Source organism: Nocardiopsis sp. NPDC057823, assembly GCF_042797335.1.
In the GTDB taxonomy this organism is placed as follows: domain Bacteria; phylum Actinomycetota; class Actinomycetes; order Streptosporangiales; family Streptosporangiaceae; genus Nocardiopsis; species Nocardiopsis changdeensis.
Genome location: NZ_JBHVLR010000003.1, coordinates 1 through 13,630, shown reverse-complemented (window position 1 = coordinate 13,630; position 13,630 = coordinate 1). Strand labels below are relative to the sequence as shown.

13 protein-coding genes and 1 riboswitch are annotated in these 13,630 nt (G+C 74.4%); of the genes, 5 read left to right on the top strand and 8 right to left on the bottom strand.

Annotation, left to right across the window (positions count from 1 at the left end; translation table 11 throughout):
* Positions 1-1,182: a MacS family sensor histidine kinase gene (macS, locus tag ACFVNO_RS06565; protein ID WP_378890743.1), complete on the top strand. Its 1,182-nt coding sequence runs from the start codon at positions 1-3 to the stop codon at positions 1,180-1,182.
* 73 nt (positions 1,183-1,255) lie between these two features.
* On the opposite strand, the gene ACFVNO_RS06560 is transcribed toward macS, so the two are convergent.
* Complete coding sequence (locus ACFVNO_RS06560; protein ID WP_370634683.1) at positions 1,256-1,801, bottom strand: molybdopterin-dependent oxidoreductase; 546 nt, start codon at positions 1,799-1,801, stop codon at positions 1,256-1,258.
* Positions 1,802-2,185: 384 nt separating this feature from the next.
* On the opposite strand from ACFVNO_RS06560, the gene aroF reads away from it, so the two are divergent.
* Complete coding sequence (aroF, locus tag ACFVNO_RS06555) at positions 2,186-3,232, top strand: 3-deoxy-7-phosphoheptulonate synthase (RefSeq protein ID WP_220559914.1); 1,047 nt, start codon at positions 2,186-2,188, stop codon at positions 3,230-3,232.
* Positions 3,233-3,329: 97 nt separating this feature from the next.
* Here aroF and thiI read toward each other — a convergent pair whose 3' ends face one another.
* Positions 3,330-4,610 carry a tRNA uracil 4-sulfurtransferase ThiI gene (gene thiI, locus ACFVNO_RS06550; RefSeq protein WP_355270043.1) on the bottom strand — a complete coding sequence of 427 codons (1,281 nt, stop codon included), beginning with the start codon at positions 4,608-4,610 and terminating at the stop codon, positions 3,330-3,332.
* Positions 4,611-4,816: 206 nt separating this feature from the next.
* On the opposite strand from thiI, the gene ACFVNO_RS06545 reads away from it, so the two are divergent.
* A complete protein-coding gene (locus ACFVNO_RS06545) occupies positions 4,817-5,269 on the top strand; it encodes a hypothetical protein (RefSeq protein WP_220559916.1) in 453 nt (150 codons plus the stop codon).
* A gap of 244 nt (positions 5,270-5,513) precedes the next feature.
* Here the strand turns inward: ACFVNO_RS06545 and ACFVNO_RS06540 are convergent, their stop codons facing one another.
* The 6 genes from ACFVNO_RS06540 to thiO form a co-directional block, all read right to left on the bottom strand.
* On the bottom strand, positions 5,514-6,539 hold the full coding sequence (locus ACFVNO_RS06540; RefSeq protein WP_355270045.1) for a 6-phosphofructokinase: 1,026 nt from the start codon (positions 6,537-6,539) through the stop codon (positions 5,514-5,516).
* A gap of 212 nt (positions 6,540-6,751) precedes the next feature.
* The gene (locus ACFVNO_RS06535) at positions 6,752-7,414 is read right to left on the bottom strand and encodes a response regulator transcription factor (protein WP_220559918.1); all 663 of its coding nucleotides are present in this window, start codon (positions 7,412-7,414) and stop codon (positions 6,752-6,754) included.
* Between the two features lie 121 nt (positions 7,415-7,535).
* Positions 7,536-9,488 carry a Stk1 family PASTA domain-containing Ser/Thr kinase gene (gene pknB / locus ACFVNO_RS06530; RefSeq protein ID WP_378890021.1) on the bottom strand — a complete coding sequence of 651 codons (1,953 nt, stop codon included), beginning with the start codon at positions 9,486-9,488 and terminating at the stop codon, positions 7,536-7,538.
* 520 nt (positions 9,489-10,008) lie between these two features.
* Complete coding sequence (locus tag ACFVNO_RS06525) at positions 10,009-10,767, bottom strand: thiazole synthase (protein ID WP_378890739.1); 759 nt, start codon at positions 10,765-10,767, stop codon at positions 10,009-10,011.
* A gap of 14 nt (positions 10,768-10,781) precedes the next feature.
* On the bottom strand, positions 10,782-10,997 hold the full coding sequence (thiS, locus tag ACFVNO_RS06520; protein ID WP_220565645.1) for a sulfur carrier protein ThiS: 216 nt from the start codon (positions 10,995-10,997) through the stop codon (positions 10,782-10,784).
* 5 nt (positions 10,998-11,002) lie between these two features.
* A complete protein-coding gene (gene thiO / locus ACFVNO_RS06515) occupies positions 11,003-12,193 on the bottom strand; it encodes a glycine oxidase ThiO (RefSeq protein WP_378890735.1) in 1,191 nt (396 codons plus the stop codon).
* Positions 12,194-12,226: 33 nt separating this feature from the next.
* Positions 12,227-12,336, bottom strand: a riboswitch (TPP riboswitch).
* Positions 12,337-12,436: 100 nt separating this feature from the next.
* Here thiO and ACFVNO_RS06510 point away from each other — a divergent pair.
* Together ACFVNO_RS06510 and thiE are read left to right on the top strand one after the other, a co-directional pair.
* On the top strand, positions 12,437-12,796 hold the full coding sequence (locus tag ACFVNO_RS06510; RefSeq protein ID WP_220559921.1) for an Rv2175c family DNA-binding protein: 360 nt from the start codon (positions 12,437-12,439) through the stop codon (positions 12,794-12,796).
* A gap of 76 nt (positions 12,797-12,872) precedes the next feature.
* Positions 12,873-13,538: a thiamine phosphate synthase gene (gene thiE, locus ACFVNO_RS06505; protein ID WP_378890016.1), complete on the top strand. Its 666-nt coding sequence runs from the start codon at positions 12,873-12,875 to the stop codon at positions 13,536-13,538.
* The last annotated feature ends 92 nt before the right edge of the window (positions 13,539-13,630 follow it).

Genomic DNA, 13,630 nt, shown 5'->3' with positions numbered 1-13,630 from the left:
CTGGGCTTCGACATCCCCCTGTGGCGCGGCATCTCGCTGTTCCGCGCCGCGGCCCTGGTCTATTCGCTGCTGCTGCTCGTCCAGCACCACGAGCACCTGACCCGCCCCTGGCTGGGCTGGACGGTCCTGGTCGCCATGGCGGCCTGGACGGTGGTCGCCTCCTCCGCCTACGCCCGCCCGGAGCTGCGCACCGGGCGGCTGCTCCTGGCCGACCTGGCGGTGGCCTTCGCCTGCCTGTTCGCCACCGCCCTGGCCGCCACGCCCTTCTACCTCACCCAGGCGCCGCCGCTGAGCGGCTACTGGTTCGCCGGGGCGGCGCTGGCCGCCGGGGTCGTCTGGGGGCGCCGGGGCGCGGGCGCCGTGGCCGTGCTCTACGGCGTCGCCGACATCACCCTGCGGGTCGTCATGGGCGCCCCCATCACCCCGGCCACGGCCCGCGGCGTGGTCCTGCTCCTGCTGGCCGGGTTGGCGGTCGGCTACATGGCGCGCGTGGCCGGGCAGGCCGAGGAGAGGTTCGCCCGGGCGGTGGCCCTGGAGGCGCGCCTGCGCGAGCGCGAGCAGCTGGCCCGCTCCATCCACGACTCGGTGCTGCAGGTGCTGACCCTGGTGAGCCGCCGCGGAGCCGAGGCCGGGGGAGAGGCCGCCGAGCTCGGACGCCTGGCCGGGGAGCAGGAGGTCCGGCTGCGCGCCATGATCACCGACGGGCTCACCGACCTCACCGGGGCCCCCTCCGGGCCGGGGGCGGCGCGGTCCGCCGCGGCGCCGGGCCCGGCGGACGCGGGGGCCGGCGGCGACCCCGAGGTCGACCTGCGCGACCCCCTGCGCCGCCTGGAGTCGGTGCGGGTGTCGGTGTCGGCCCCGGCCACCCCGGTGCCGCTGCCCGGCGCCGTCGCGGCCGAGCTGCTCGCCGCGGTCGAGGCGGCGCTGGCCAACGTCGGGCTCCACTGCCCGCCCGGGACCCGCGCCTGGATCCTCGTGGAGGACGAGGGGGACGCCGTCACCGTCACGGTCCGCGACGAGGGCCCGGGCATCCCGGAGGGGCGCCTGGAGGAGGCGGGACGGGAGGGGCGGCTGGGCATCGCCCAGTCCGTGCGCGGGCGGCTGCGCGACCTGGGCGGCACGGTCGAGGTCTTCTCCGCCCCGGGCCAGGGCACCGAGGTGGAGATGCGCCTGCCCCGCTGACCGCGGGGCCGGACCCGCCGGACCCGCTGGGCGCGCGGGCCGCCAGGGGGCGGTCCGTCAGAGGAGGGGGAGGTCAGAGGGGCGGGCCCTGGCCCGGCTCCTCCTGGTGGAAGAAGCGCTGCTCGCGCCACGCCTCGGCCAGGTTGTGGTAGCCGCGCTCCTCCCAGAACCCGCGCCGGTCGGCGGTCATGTACTCCACCGCCCGCAGCCACTTCACGCTCTTCCAGCCGTACAGGTGCGGCACCACCAGCCGCAGCGGGTGGCCGTTCTCCGCGGGCAGCGGGGCGCCGTCCCGGTGGGTGGCCAGCAGCACGTCCTCGCGCAGGAAGTCGTCCAGGCGCAGGTTCGCGCTGTACCCGTACTCGCCCCACGCCATCACGTGCGTCACCTCGGGCGCGGGCGGCGCGGCCTCCACCAGGTCCAGGGCGCGCACCCCCGACCAGCGCACACCGGGGATGCTGAACCGCATCACGCAGTGGAAGTCGCTCACGCGGTCGGTGCGGGGCAGGCGGGAGAACTCCTGCCAGGTCCACCGGTACGACCCCAGGTCCTCGGTCGCCCCCATGACCCGGAAGTCCCACTTCTGCGGGCGGAAGGCGGGCACCGGACCGTAGTGCAGGGCCCGGTGCCGGGCGGTGCGCGCCGCCTGTCCGGGCGGCAGCCGCCGGTCGCCGTGGTCGTCCAGGTCCTCCGCTGACTCGGACACTCGGCCTCCTGTTCCTCTCGTCCAACCGCCATCCTGCCAGGCGGCAACGAGAGGTAGGTCACGCGCCCCCGTCGTGCGACGACGCCGCGACCGTGCGCTATAGTCACAGCCATGCAGCGGAACTTCTGGCGCTTTTATGGCTACCGGCCCTACACCCCGGTCGCCTGTAAAGCGCTGCGCTGACACAGACGACAGGAGCCCCGGGCCGGTAGCGGCCCGGGGCTCTTTGCGTTCCGGCACCGCGCACCGGGCCACGGCTCTCCCGCACCACATCCAACGACAGGCAGGGAAACCCACATGGTCATCGTGATGGCGCCGGGCGCCACCTCGGACGACATCGACTCGATCGTCGAACTGGTCGCCTCCTCCGGCGGCGAGGCCTACGTCACCCGCGGCGTCAGCCGCACCATCATCGGCCTCGTCGGCGACGTGGAGCGCTTCCAGGACCTGGGGCTGGCCGCCAAGCCCGGCGTCGCCGACGTCCTGCGCATCTCCGCCCCCTACAAGCTGGTCAGCCGGGAGAACCACGACAGCCGCAGCGTCGTCAGCGTCCGCGGGGTGCCGATCGGCGGCGACAACGTCACCGTCATCGCGGGCCCGTGCGCGGTGGAGACCCCCGAGCAGACCCTGGCCGCGGCCCGGATGGCGCTGGAGGCCGGCGCGTCCCTGCTGCGCGGCGGCGCCTACAAGCCCCGCACCTCCCCGTACGCCTTCCAGGGGCTGGGCGAGGCCGGCCTGAGGATCCTCGCCGACGTCCGCGAGGAGACCGGGATGCCGATCGTCACGGAGGTCGTGGACGCCGCCGACGTCGAGCTGGTCGCCTCCTACGCCGACATGCTCCAGATCGGCACCCGCAACATGCAGAACTTCGCCCTGCTCCAGGCGGCGGGCGCCGCGGGCAAGCCGGTGCTGCTCAAGCGCGGCATGAGCGCCACCATCGAGGAGTGGCTGATGGCCGCCGAGTACATCGCCCAGCAGGGCAACCTCGACATCGTCCTGTGCGAGCGCGGCATCCGGACCTTCGAGAAGGCCACCCGCAACACCCTGGACATCAGCGCGGTCCCGGTCGCGCAGAACCTGTCCCACCTGCCGGTGATCGTCGACCCGTCCCACTCCGGCGGCAAGCGCTCGCTGGTGCTGCCGCTGTCGCGGGCCGCCGTCGCGGTCGGCGCCGACGGCGTCATCGTCGACGTCCACCCGCACCCGGAGACCGCCCTGTGCGACGGCCCGCAGGCCCTGGTCCAGGAGGACCTGGCCGAGCTGCGCGACCTCGCCGGGACCCTGGCGGCGCTCACCGGGCGCACGCTCACCCCGGCGCCCGGCCACGAGCTCGCCGGGCTCTGAGACCCCGCGGCCACGACGACGGGGCCGTGCGCGGACCGTGGACCCACGATCCGCGCACGGCCCCGTCGTGTCGGGCCGGCCGGGCCCGCCGGGAGCGTCAGACCCTGACCGCCGCGGCCTTGGCGGGCTCCAGCCGGGCCGGGGCGGCCTCGCCCAGGAAGCTGGGCTTGTGCACCTGGGCGGTGGTCACCAGGTACTCGGCCAGCTCCTCGGCGTCCAGGCGCTTCTCGATCTGGCGCAGGTCGGGGATCTTGGCAGCCGTCTCCACCTGGCGCGGGGTCAGCATGGTGCAGCAGTCCTCGTCGGGCAGCTCCGAGATGGACAGGGTCCCGATCCGGCGGGCCTGGTCCATGATCTCCGTCTTGTCCATGCCGATCAGCGGGCGCAGGATGGGCAGGTCCACCGCGTCGTCCAGCGCCGTGAGGTTGGTCATGGTCTGGCTGGAGACCTGTCCCAGGGCGTCGCCGGTGATCAGGCACTCGGCCTTCAGGTCGTCGGCGAGCACCTCGGCGGTCTTGAGCATGAGCCGCCGCTGGGCGACGATCTGGAGCCGCTCGACCCCGGAGCTCTTGAGCTGCTGCTGGGCCTTGCCGAAGGGGATCACGAACAGGCGCGAGCCCACCTGGTAGCGGTCCAGCTGGCGGACCAGGCTGTAGGCCTTGTAGATCGACTCCGGGCCGGTGAACGGCATCCCGGAGAAGTGCAGGAAGTCCACCTTGAGCCCGCGCCGGATCATCCGGTGCGCAGCCACCGGCGAGTCGATGCCGCCCGACATCAGGACCAGGCCGCGCCCGCTCATCCCGGCGGGCAGCCCGCCCTGGCCCGGGACGCCGTCGGTGAAGACGAACGCCTCGTCCTTGTCCACCTCGACGTACAGCGTGTTGTCGGGGCGCTTGAGGTTCACGGGGTAGCCGTGCGCCTTGACGATCTCCGAGCCCAGGTACCCGGCCAGCTCGGAGGAGGTCATCTCGAAGCGCTTGTCGCGGCGGCGGGCGCGCACCGCGAAGGTGCCCTCGCGGCCCTCCATGGAGCGCACGGCCACGTCGGTGACCGCGGCCAGGTCCTTGGGCACCCGGCGCACCAGGTGCACCCAGACGACGCCCATGACGTTGGCCATGCGGTCGGCGATCTCGGCGACCTCGAGGTCGGAGGCGCCGGGCTTGCGCACGATGATCACGCCGGAGCCGCGCTGGGAGACGCGGATCTCGCCCAGGTCGCGCACGGACGAGCGGATGTTGTTGTGCAGGCGGCGCTCGAACAGCTTGCGGTTGGAGCCCTTGAGGACGATCTCGCCGAGCTTCATGAGCACGCAGAGTTCGCCCAGCCCGTCCCCGGCTCCTCCGACGGGGACCGGCGCGGACTCAAGCGACGCGGACATGGGTGCTACCTCCGGATAGACATGCGTGGGTGCCCGGTTGCCGTGATCGGACCGGCGGTGGCGGGAAACCGGGATCGCCCATCGCCGTACTTCTACCAGTATCGAACATCTCCGCCACCGCTCCATCCAAATTTCGGTCCGGACGGAAGACGACGCACCCGGTTGACCACCGTGCGTATCCGCCGGGGGAAACCTAGGATCGCGGCATGGCCTTGTTCGTCCACCTCACCCCCGCCGCGAACACCGTGCGCCTGCGCCGCTCGGGGGTCCGTGCGGCAGGCCGCGGCCGCGGCCGGGGACGCGGCGTGTACTGCTTCCCGGTACTGCCCTGCTACACGCTCACCCACCAGTGGCTGCGGGAACTCGCACGTGACGACGACCACCGGCGGTTCGTCGCGGTGCACATCCGGCTGGACGACGACCAGCCGGTGACCGTCGGGCACTACGCGAACCGGCCGCTGCGGGTCACCGCGGGGGAGGCGGTGCGGATCGTGCGGGCCCTGCCGGACCCGCGGGGCTGGGAGGTCTTCGTCCCCCGCACCGTCACGGTGCGTGAGATCCACCGGGTGCGCGGAGTGGCCCCGGACGCGGGCCGGCACCCGGAGGGCGCCTTCGACTGCCCCTGCGCCGTCCGGCTCGGCGAACCCGTGCTCTCCTGAGGCGCCCCGAACGCGGCCGCCCCCTCCCGGGAGCCGTGGGAGGGGGCGGTGCGCGGCGGGCCCCTGAGGGGCCCGCGGGGGAGCGTGTTCCGCCGCTCCCCGAGAACTCCGGCCCGGCGCCTGTTCTCTGAACGCCCTCCTGCGCCGCCGGGGGTTCGTGAGGCGCCCGGAGGGGCGGGGGTCCCCGCCCTCAAGGGGCGCCGGGCACGAACCGGGGCGGAGCGGAGGTTCGAAAGAACACGGCCTAGCCGAAGAAGACCTCGGCCTCGGCGTAGCGCTCGACGGGGACCGTCTTGAGGGTGTCGGTCGCCTCGGCCAGGTCCACCCGGACGATGTCGGTGCCCTGGAGGCCGACCATCTTGCCGAACGCCTTGTCGTGCACGGCCTCGATGGCGTTGACGCCCAGGCGGGTGGCGAGCACGCGGTCGAACGCGGTGGGGGTGCCGCCGCGCTGCACGTGGCCCAGGACCACCGAGCGGGCCTCCTTGCCGGTGCGCCGCTCGATCTCGTCGGCGAGGGTCTGGCCGATGCCGCCCAGGCGCACGTGGCCGAAGGAGTCCTTCTCGCCGGTGGCCAGCTCCATCTGGCCCTCCTTGGGGTGCGCGCCCTCGGCGACCACGATGATCGGCGCGTACTGGGTGCGGAAGCGGCTCTCGACGTGTGCGACGACCTCGTCGATGTCGAAGGGGCGCTCGGGGATGAGGATGACGTTGGCGCCCGCGGCCATGCCCGAGTGCAGGGCGATCCAGCCGGCGTGGCGGCCCATGACCTCCACGACCAGGGCGCGGTGGTGCGACTCGGCCGTGGTGTGCAGGCGGTCGATCGCCTCCATGGCGATGTTGACGGCCGTGTCGAACCCGAAGGTGTAGTCCGTGGCGTTGAGGTCGTTGTCGATGGTCTTGGGCACGCCCACCACGTTGACGCCGCGGTCGTGGAGCTGGCGGGCCACGCCCAGGGTGTCCTCGCCGCCGATGGCGACCAGGGCGTCGACGCCCAGGCCGGCCATGTTGTCCTTGACGCGCTCGACGCCGCCCTCGATCTTCATGAGGTTGGTGCGGGAGGAGCCCAGGATGGTGCCGCCGCGCGGGAGGATGCCGCGCACCGCCTCGACGTCCAGGGGCATGGTGTCGCCCTCCAGGGGGCCGCGCCAGCCGTCCCGGAAACCGACGAACTCGTAGCCGTAGTCCTTGATGCCCTTGCGGACCACGGCCCGGATGACCGCGTTCAGACCAGGGCAGTCGCCGCCACCGGTCAGCACCCCGACGCGCATACGAATCTCCTCGACGTTGTGGGTTCCACGGCGCTTGGCGCCATATGGTCTAGACCATAGTGGTACGGGCGATCCCAGGCCAACCCGGGCCGGTGAACACCGTCCGAACTCCGCCGCGGTCCGCCCGGAACGGGCCCCCTGTACCGCTTTGCGCCGTCCGGAGGGCCCCGTCGCGCGGTCCTTTCGGGGCCCGTCCCCCGACCCGCGCCGGGTCAGTCGTCGAGGCCGCGGTCGATGGCGTAGCGCACCAGCTCGACCCGGTTGTGCAGGTGCAGTTTGGTGAGGGTGTTCTGCACGTGGTTCTGCACCGTGCGGTGGGCGATCGACAGCCGCTCCGCGATCTGCTTGTAGGCCAGCCCCTTGGCGACCAGGCGCAGCACCTCGGTCTCGCGCGGGGTCAGCGCCGGGGCGCCGTCGTCGGCGTCGCGCTCGCGCGAGGACGAGAGCCTGCGGTACTCGCCCAGCACCAGCCCGGCCAGGCCCGCGGTGTAGACGGCCTCGCCCCGGTGCACCCGCCGTACCGCGTCCAGGAGCTCGTCGCGGCCCGCCGACTTGACCAGGTAGCCGGTGGCCCCGGCCTTCACGGCGGCCAGCACGTCGTCCCCGGCCCCGCTCGCCGACAGCACCAGCACCCGGGGAGGCTCGGCCAGGGCCGTCAGGCCCGCCGTCAGCTCGACCCCCGTCATGTCCGGCAGGTGCAGGTCGACGATGGCCAGGGTGGGCCGGGCCGCGGGGGCGATCCGCAGCGCCTTCGCGCCGTCGCCCGCCGTGCCGACCACGGTCAGCCCGGCCTCGTCGAGGTCGCGCGCGACCGCGTCGCGCCACATGGGGTGGTCGTCCACGACCAGGACCCGGATGTCCTCACTGCTCTCCATGGCGGTGACCCTATCCCGCCCCGGTCCGTGACGCCCCCCGCGCGTCCGCACCCGGCCGGGCCCCGGACGCGGGAGGGGCGGCGCTCCGGCGCGCCGCCCCTCACACCTCACCCGTACCGGGTCAGTCGTCGTCCTCGCCCTCGAACGCGAAGGGGGTCGCGGTGAGCGTGATCTCGGTGCCCTCGGGCGCCCTGCCGGTGTGCGACTGCTCCGCGACGATCCGGCCGCCCAGGATGCGCTCCACCTTCACCTTGAACCCGGCCTCCTCCAGCTCCTCCTTGGCGTCGCGGACGTTCATGCCCACGACGTTGGGGATGTCCACCCCCGGCGGACCGGTGGAGACGGTCAGCTCGACCACGCTGCCCGCGCTCAGGGTGGCGCCGGTGTCGGGGTTCTGGCTGATCACCAGGCCCTCGTCGACGCTGTCGCTCTCGACCTCGACGATGTTCACCGTCAGGCCCAGTTCCGTCAGCGTCCGCTCGGCGTCCTCGACCTTCTGCCCGGCCACCGGCGGGACGTCGATGCCGCGGCTCACCTCGAAGGTGACGGTCGACTCCCGGTCGGCGACCTGCCCGGGCTCCGGGTCGGTGGAGATGACCTGGCCCGGCGGGACGTCCTCGGCGTCGACGACGTTCTGCTCCAGGTTCTCCGGGGCGAACCCCAGCTCCTCCATCTCCTTGAGCGCGTTGGAGATGTCCTCGCCCGTGAAGTCCGGCATCTCGACCTCGCGCGGCCCCTTGGACAGGCTGATGGTCACCTCGTCGCCGGGGGAGAGCCGCTCGCCGGCCTCGGGGTCCACCGTGCCGACGGTTCCCGCCGCCTCGTCGCTGTAGACGGCCTCGTCGGCCACCAGGCACTTCAGCCCCGCGTCGCGCACCGCGGCGCAGGCGGCCTCCTGCTCGGCGCCGACGACCTCGGGCACCTCCTCGAACCGCCCGACCAGGAACCACCACCCGGCGACGAACACGATCAGGGCCAGGGCCGCGGCGCCCGCGCCCAGCAGCACCCCGCGGCGCCGGCCCGGGGGGCCGTCCCCGGGGTAGTCGTCCGCGTAGTCGTCGTCATCGCGGTAGGGGGCGCCCGGGCCCATCTCCACGACCATGGTGGCGTTCTCGGTCCCGGGCCCGGCCCCGCCCGCGATGAGCTGCGGGGCGGTGACGGCCGCCGTCGCGGCGGCCGCCGGGGCGACCGGGGGCAGCGGGCCGCCCGTCTCCGGGGTCTGCGGCAGCCGGTGCAGCACCTCCAGCACCTTGGCCAGGAACTGCCCGGCGTTGCCCGGCCGGTAGCGGGGGTCGCGCTCGGTGGCCTTGGTGACCAGGGCGTCCACCTCCGGCGGCAGGCCCGGCAGGAAGTGCGAGGGACGCGGGACGTCCTCGTTGACGTGCTGGTAGGCGATCGCGATGGGCGTCTCGCCGGTGTGCGGCTGGCTGCCGGTGAGCAGCTCGTAGAGCATGATCCCGGCCGCGTACACGTCGGTGCGCGCGTCGGCGGTGCCCCGCTCGATCTGCTCCGGCGCCAGGTAGGCGGCGGTGCCCATGAGCGTCCCGGTGCGGGTCAGGCCCTGGGTGGACTGCTCCACCGCGCGCGCCAGGCCGAAGTCGGCGACCTTGATCCGGCCGTCCTCGGTGATGAGCACGTTCTCGGGCTTGATGTCGCGGTGCACCATGCCGGCCTGGTGGGCGGCGCCCAGCGCGGCCAGCACCGGCGCCATCACCTGGAGCGCGTCGCGGGCGGACAGCCGCCCGCGCTCCTTGAGCAGGGCGCGCAGGGTGCGCCCCGGCACGTACTCCATCGCCAGGAACACGTGCCCCCGGTCCTCGCCCTGGTCGAAGACCTGGACGACGTTGGGGTGGGAGAGCTTGGCGACGGAGTGCGCCTCGTTGATGAAGCGCTGGACGAAGGTGGGGTCCTGGGCCAGCGAAGGGTGCATGACCTTCAACGCCAGCCGGCGGTCCAGCCTCAGGTCGTGGGCGACGTAGACGGTCGCCATCCCGCCTCCGGCGATCCTGGACTCCACGAAGTAGCGTTGGTCCAGAGTGGCGCCCACGAGCGGGTCGGAAGTCGTCATGTCCACGGCGGAGTAGTGTCCTTGCTGCGGGGAGCGCGGGCTGTCGCGGTCGGTGGCGCGTACCCGACACCGGGTGTCGAACCGACACGATAGCGGAAGCCCGTCCCGGGTCTGCCCCGCGGTTCACGGCCGCGCCGCCCCTGCTCCACGGGGGGTGGGGCGTGCGGTCCTGGGTCGTCCTGGGGTGCGCCGGGCCCCGCTTCCGGGCGGTGCGCACCCCTCTTCACGGTAGGGGATGGGGGCAACGCCGCGGTGCCGCCGCACCGGTGGCCTTCCCGATGGCCCCCGGTCAGTGCTCTGACCAGCGATGACGCCGTGTGCGGCCGGGTCGGTGCGGTGCGCTCCGGCCTGAGCCGGACCGCCGGTCGGTGACCGCGTCCCCCGTGTATCTTCGTCGCTCGCCGAGCGCATTCGGTTCCGGATCGCTCGCATGATCACGGAAGGGACCCGGTCCCCACGTGTTCGAGGTCTCTTCCGGCGGGCCCCGCCTCGCCGGAGGCGGGGCCCGCGCGCATCGGGGTTCCGCTCAGTCGGCGGCCGGGGAGGAGGCGCGGGCGTGCCGCCGCACGGGGATGCGCCCCGCCAGCCGGGCGGCGCGCCCGGCGCGGACCGCGTCGCGCATCGCCCGGGCCATGAGCACCGGGTCCTCGGCGCGGGTCACCGCGCTGGCCAGCAGCACCGCGTCGCAGCCCAGCTCCATGGCCAGGGCGGCGTCGCTGGCGGTGCCGATCCCGGCGTCCACGATCACGGGGACCCCGGCCTGCTCCACGATCAGCTCCAGGTTGTGCGGGTTGCGGATGCCCAGCCCCGAGCCGATCGGCGCGGCCAGCGGCATCACCGCCGCGCAGCCGACCTGCTCCAGCCGGCGGGCCAGCACCGGGTCGTCGTTGGTGTAGGGCAGCACGGTGAACCCCTCGTCCACCAGCCGCTCGGCGGCCTCCAGCAGCTCCACCGGGTCGGGCAGCAGCGTGTGCTCGTCCGCCACGACCTCCAGCTTCACCCAGTCGGTGTCCAGCGCCTCCCGGCCCAGCCGGGCGGTGCGCACCGCGTCGGCCGCGGTGAAGCACCCGGCGGTGTTGGGCAGCGGGCGGATCCCGTTGCGCTCCAGCACGTCCCAGACCGAGCCGCGGGCGCCCGGGGTGACCCGGCGCATGGCCACGGTGGTCAGCTCGGTGCCGGAGGTGGTCAGGGCCTCCTCCAGGACCTCCAGCGAGGGCGCGCCGCCCGTGCCGGTGATGAGCCGGGACCCGAAGGAGACCCCGGCGATGACCAGGGGGTCGTCGATGTGCTCGGTCACGGTCAGCCCCCCTGGACGGCGGTGAGGACGTCGACGCGGTCGCCCGCGCCCAGCCGGGTACCGGCCCAGGCGGCGCGGCGCACCACCTCGTCGTTGACGGCGACGGCGATGCCGCCGGGGATGGCGCCGCCGTCGGCGGCGGTCAGGTCGCGCACGATCTCCTCGACCGTGGTGGTGTCGGCGGCCTCGCGGCGGTCGCCGTTGACGATCAGCTCCACAACTCTCACTTCCACGTCGTCTCGCCTGCGCGGTCGGCGGCGAACCGCTCCGCGTACTCGGGCAGGGTCCCGGTGGTCAGGGCACGGGCCATGACCTCGCCGGTGACCGGGGTCAGCAGCACCCCGTGCCGGAAGTGCCCCCCGGCCAGGTGCAGGCCGGGGACCCGGGTGGGGCCCAGCAGGGGTTCGTTGTCCGGGGAGCCGGGGCGCAGGCCCACACAGGTCTCGGTGACCTCCAGTTCGGTCACGCCGGGGACCAGCTCGCGGGCGTCCCGGAGCACCTGCCACAGCCCGCCCGCCGTCAGGGAGGTGTCGTAGCCCAGCTCCTCCTGGGTGGCGCCGATGACGATCTCGCCGTCGGCGCGCGGCACCAGGTAGACGGGGAAGCCCCGGACCAGGCCGCGCACCGTCCGCTCCACGAGGGGAGGCTCCCCGGCGGGCACCCGCGTGCGCAGCAGCTGCCCCTTGACCGGGCGCAGCGGCGGCACGACGGGCTCGGGCAGGTCGATCCGGTCGCTCCAGCACCCGGCGGCGACCACCACCTGGTCGGCGGGCAGCTCCCGGCCGTCGTCCAGGACCGCGCCCAGCCGGGCGCCCCCGGCGCCGGGCGAGCGCACGGCCGTGACACGCCCGCGGACCTCCGCGGCCCCGGCGCGCTCCCCGGCCACCGCCAGGGCGCGCAGCAGCAGGCGCGGGTCCACCGAGTGGTCCCGGGGGGCGAGCACGCCGCCGCGCACCGCGGGGGCCAGCATCGGCTCCAGCCGCCGGCACTCCCGGCCGCTCAGGCGCTCGGTCTCCACCCCCAGGCGCTTCTGGAGGTCGTGCAGGCGGTCCAGGACCGCCATGTCGTCGGCGTCGAAGCCGACCAGCAGTGTTCCGGTGGTGCGGTAGCCGACGCCGAGCCCGCTCGCGGCCTCCAGTTCGGCGACGAAGTCCGGGTACAGGGAGGCCGACCGGATGCCGAACTCCATGAGGGGCTCCTCGCCGAACACCGCCTCGGTGGCCGGCGTGAGCATGCCCGCCGCGACGGTGGACGCGGCCCGGGCCCCGGCCGGGTCGGTGACGGGGTCGGGTTCGACCAGGGTGACCCGGTGCCCGGCCTGTGCCGCCCGCCAGGCGGTCACGCGGCCGGCCAGGCCGCCGCCGACCACGACGACGCCGTGGCCGCCCTCCGGCCCTCCAGAGGTAGGACGAATCGTGTCGGGGCGCCGTTCGGTCTCAGGGGTGCGCACGGTGCTGCCTCCGCTCCCTTCGCCGGCATGATCCGGATCAGGTTCGTGCGGTCGGGGGCGGCAGCCCCCCTCTCAGCCGGGTCCACCCGGCTCCCGCGGGACGTCTGTGTTCGCCCCACATACTACGGCCCCCCGATCCGGGGGCCGGAGCCGGTGTCCGCGGCGTGCGTGGTGTCCGCGGGACCGGGCCTGTGGCAGATTGGTGGGGTGACATCTAGCGATACCAATCTCGACACCCTGGTCGGCGAGTGGCTGACCCTCAAGGAGGCGGCCGCGCCTCTGGGCGTGAGCCCGAACCGCATCAAGACGCTCATCCGCGAGAACCGGCTCATGGGCGTGGTCCGCGGCGGCGAACTCTCGATCCCGGCCGCCTTCGTCGACGGTGACGACCTCGTGAAGGGGCTGCCCGGCACGCTGGTCCTGCTCAGCGACGCGGGCTACTCCACGGAGGAGGCGCTGCGCTGGCTCTTCACGCCGGACGACACGCTGCCCGGGACCCCGATCCAGGCGATGCGCGAGAACCGGGGCACCGAGGTGCGCCGCCGCGCCCAGAGCCTGGCCTTCTGACGCCCCTGCCGGGGTGGGCGCGCCCGCGTCGCCCGCCCCCTTGGGCCCGCCGGGGCCAGGGCCTAGGCTGGTGGGCGTGAGGACCAGCCACGGAACCAGCCTGCGCAAGCGCCTGGACGCATCCCTTCTGTACCTGTGCACCGACGCCCGCCGCGAGCGCGGCGATCTCGCCGAGTTCGCCGACGCCGCGCTGTCCGGGGGAGTGGACATCGTCCAGCTCCGGGACAAGGGCCTGGAGGCGCGCGAGGAGCTCGCGGCCCTGGAGGTGCTGCGGGAGGCGTGCGAACGCCACGGCGCCCTGCTCGCGGTCAACGACCGCGCCGACATCGCCCGCGCGGTGCGCGCCGACGTGCTCCACCTGGGGCAGCGCGACCTGCCGGTGCCCATGGCCCGCGACGTCATCGGGGCCGACCCGCTGATCGGGCGCTCCAACAACGACATCGACACCGCCCGTGCCTGTGCCGAGGAGCCGGGCAGCGACTACTTCTGCGTGGGCCCGGTCTGGGCCACGCCCACCAAGCCGGGCCGCCCGGCGGCCGGGACCGGGCTGGTGGAGCGGGCGGCCGCCCTGGGCACCGACCGCCCCTGGTTCGCGATCGGCGGCATCGACCTCGACAACGTCGACCAGGTCCTGGACGCCGGCGCCCGCCGGATCGTGGTGGTGCGCGCCGTCACCGAGGCCGAGGACCCGGCGGCCGCGGCCGCGGCCCTGCGCGACCGCGTCGCGGCCCGGCAGGGCTGAGAGCGGGCGGCCCCCGGACCGCGGGGCCGGGGGCCGCCCCGGGGCCGGGGGGGGCCGGGGCGGAGGGGCCCGGGGGGGGGGGGGGGATCCGG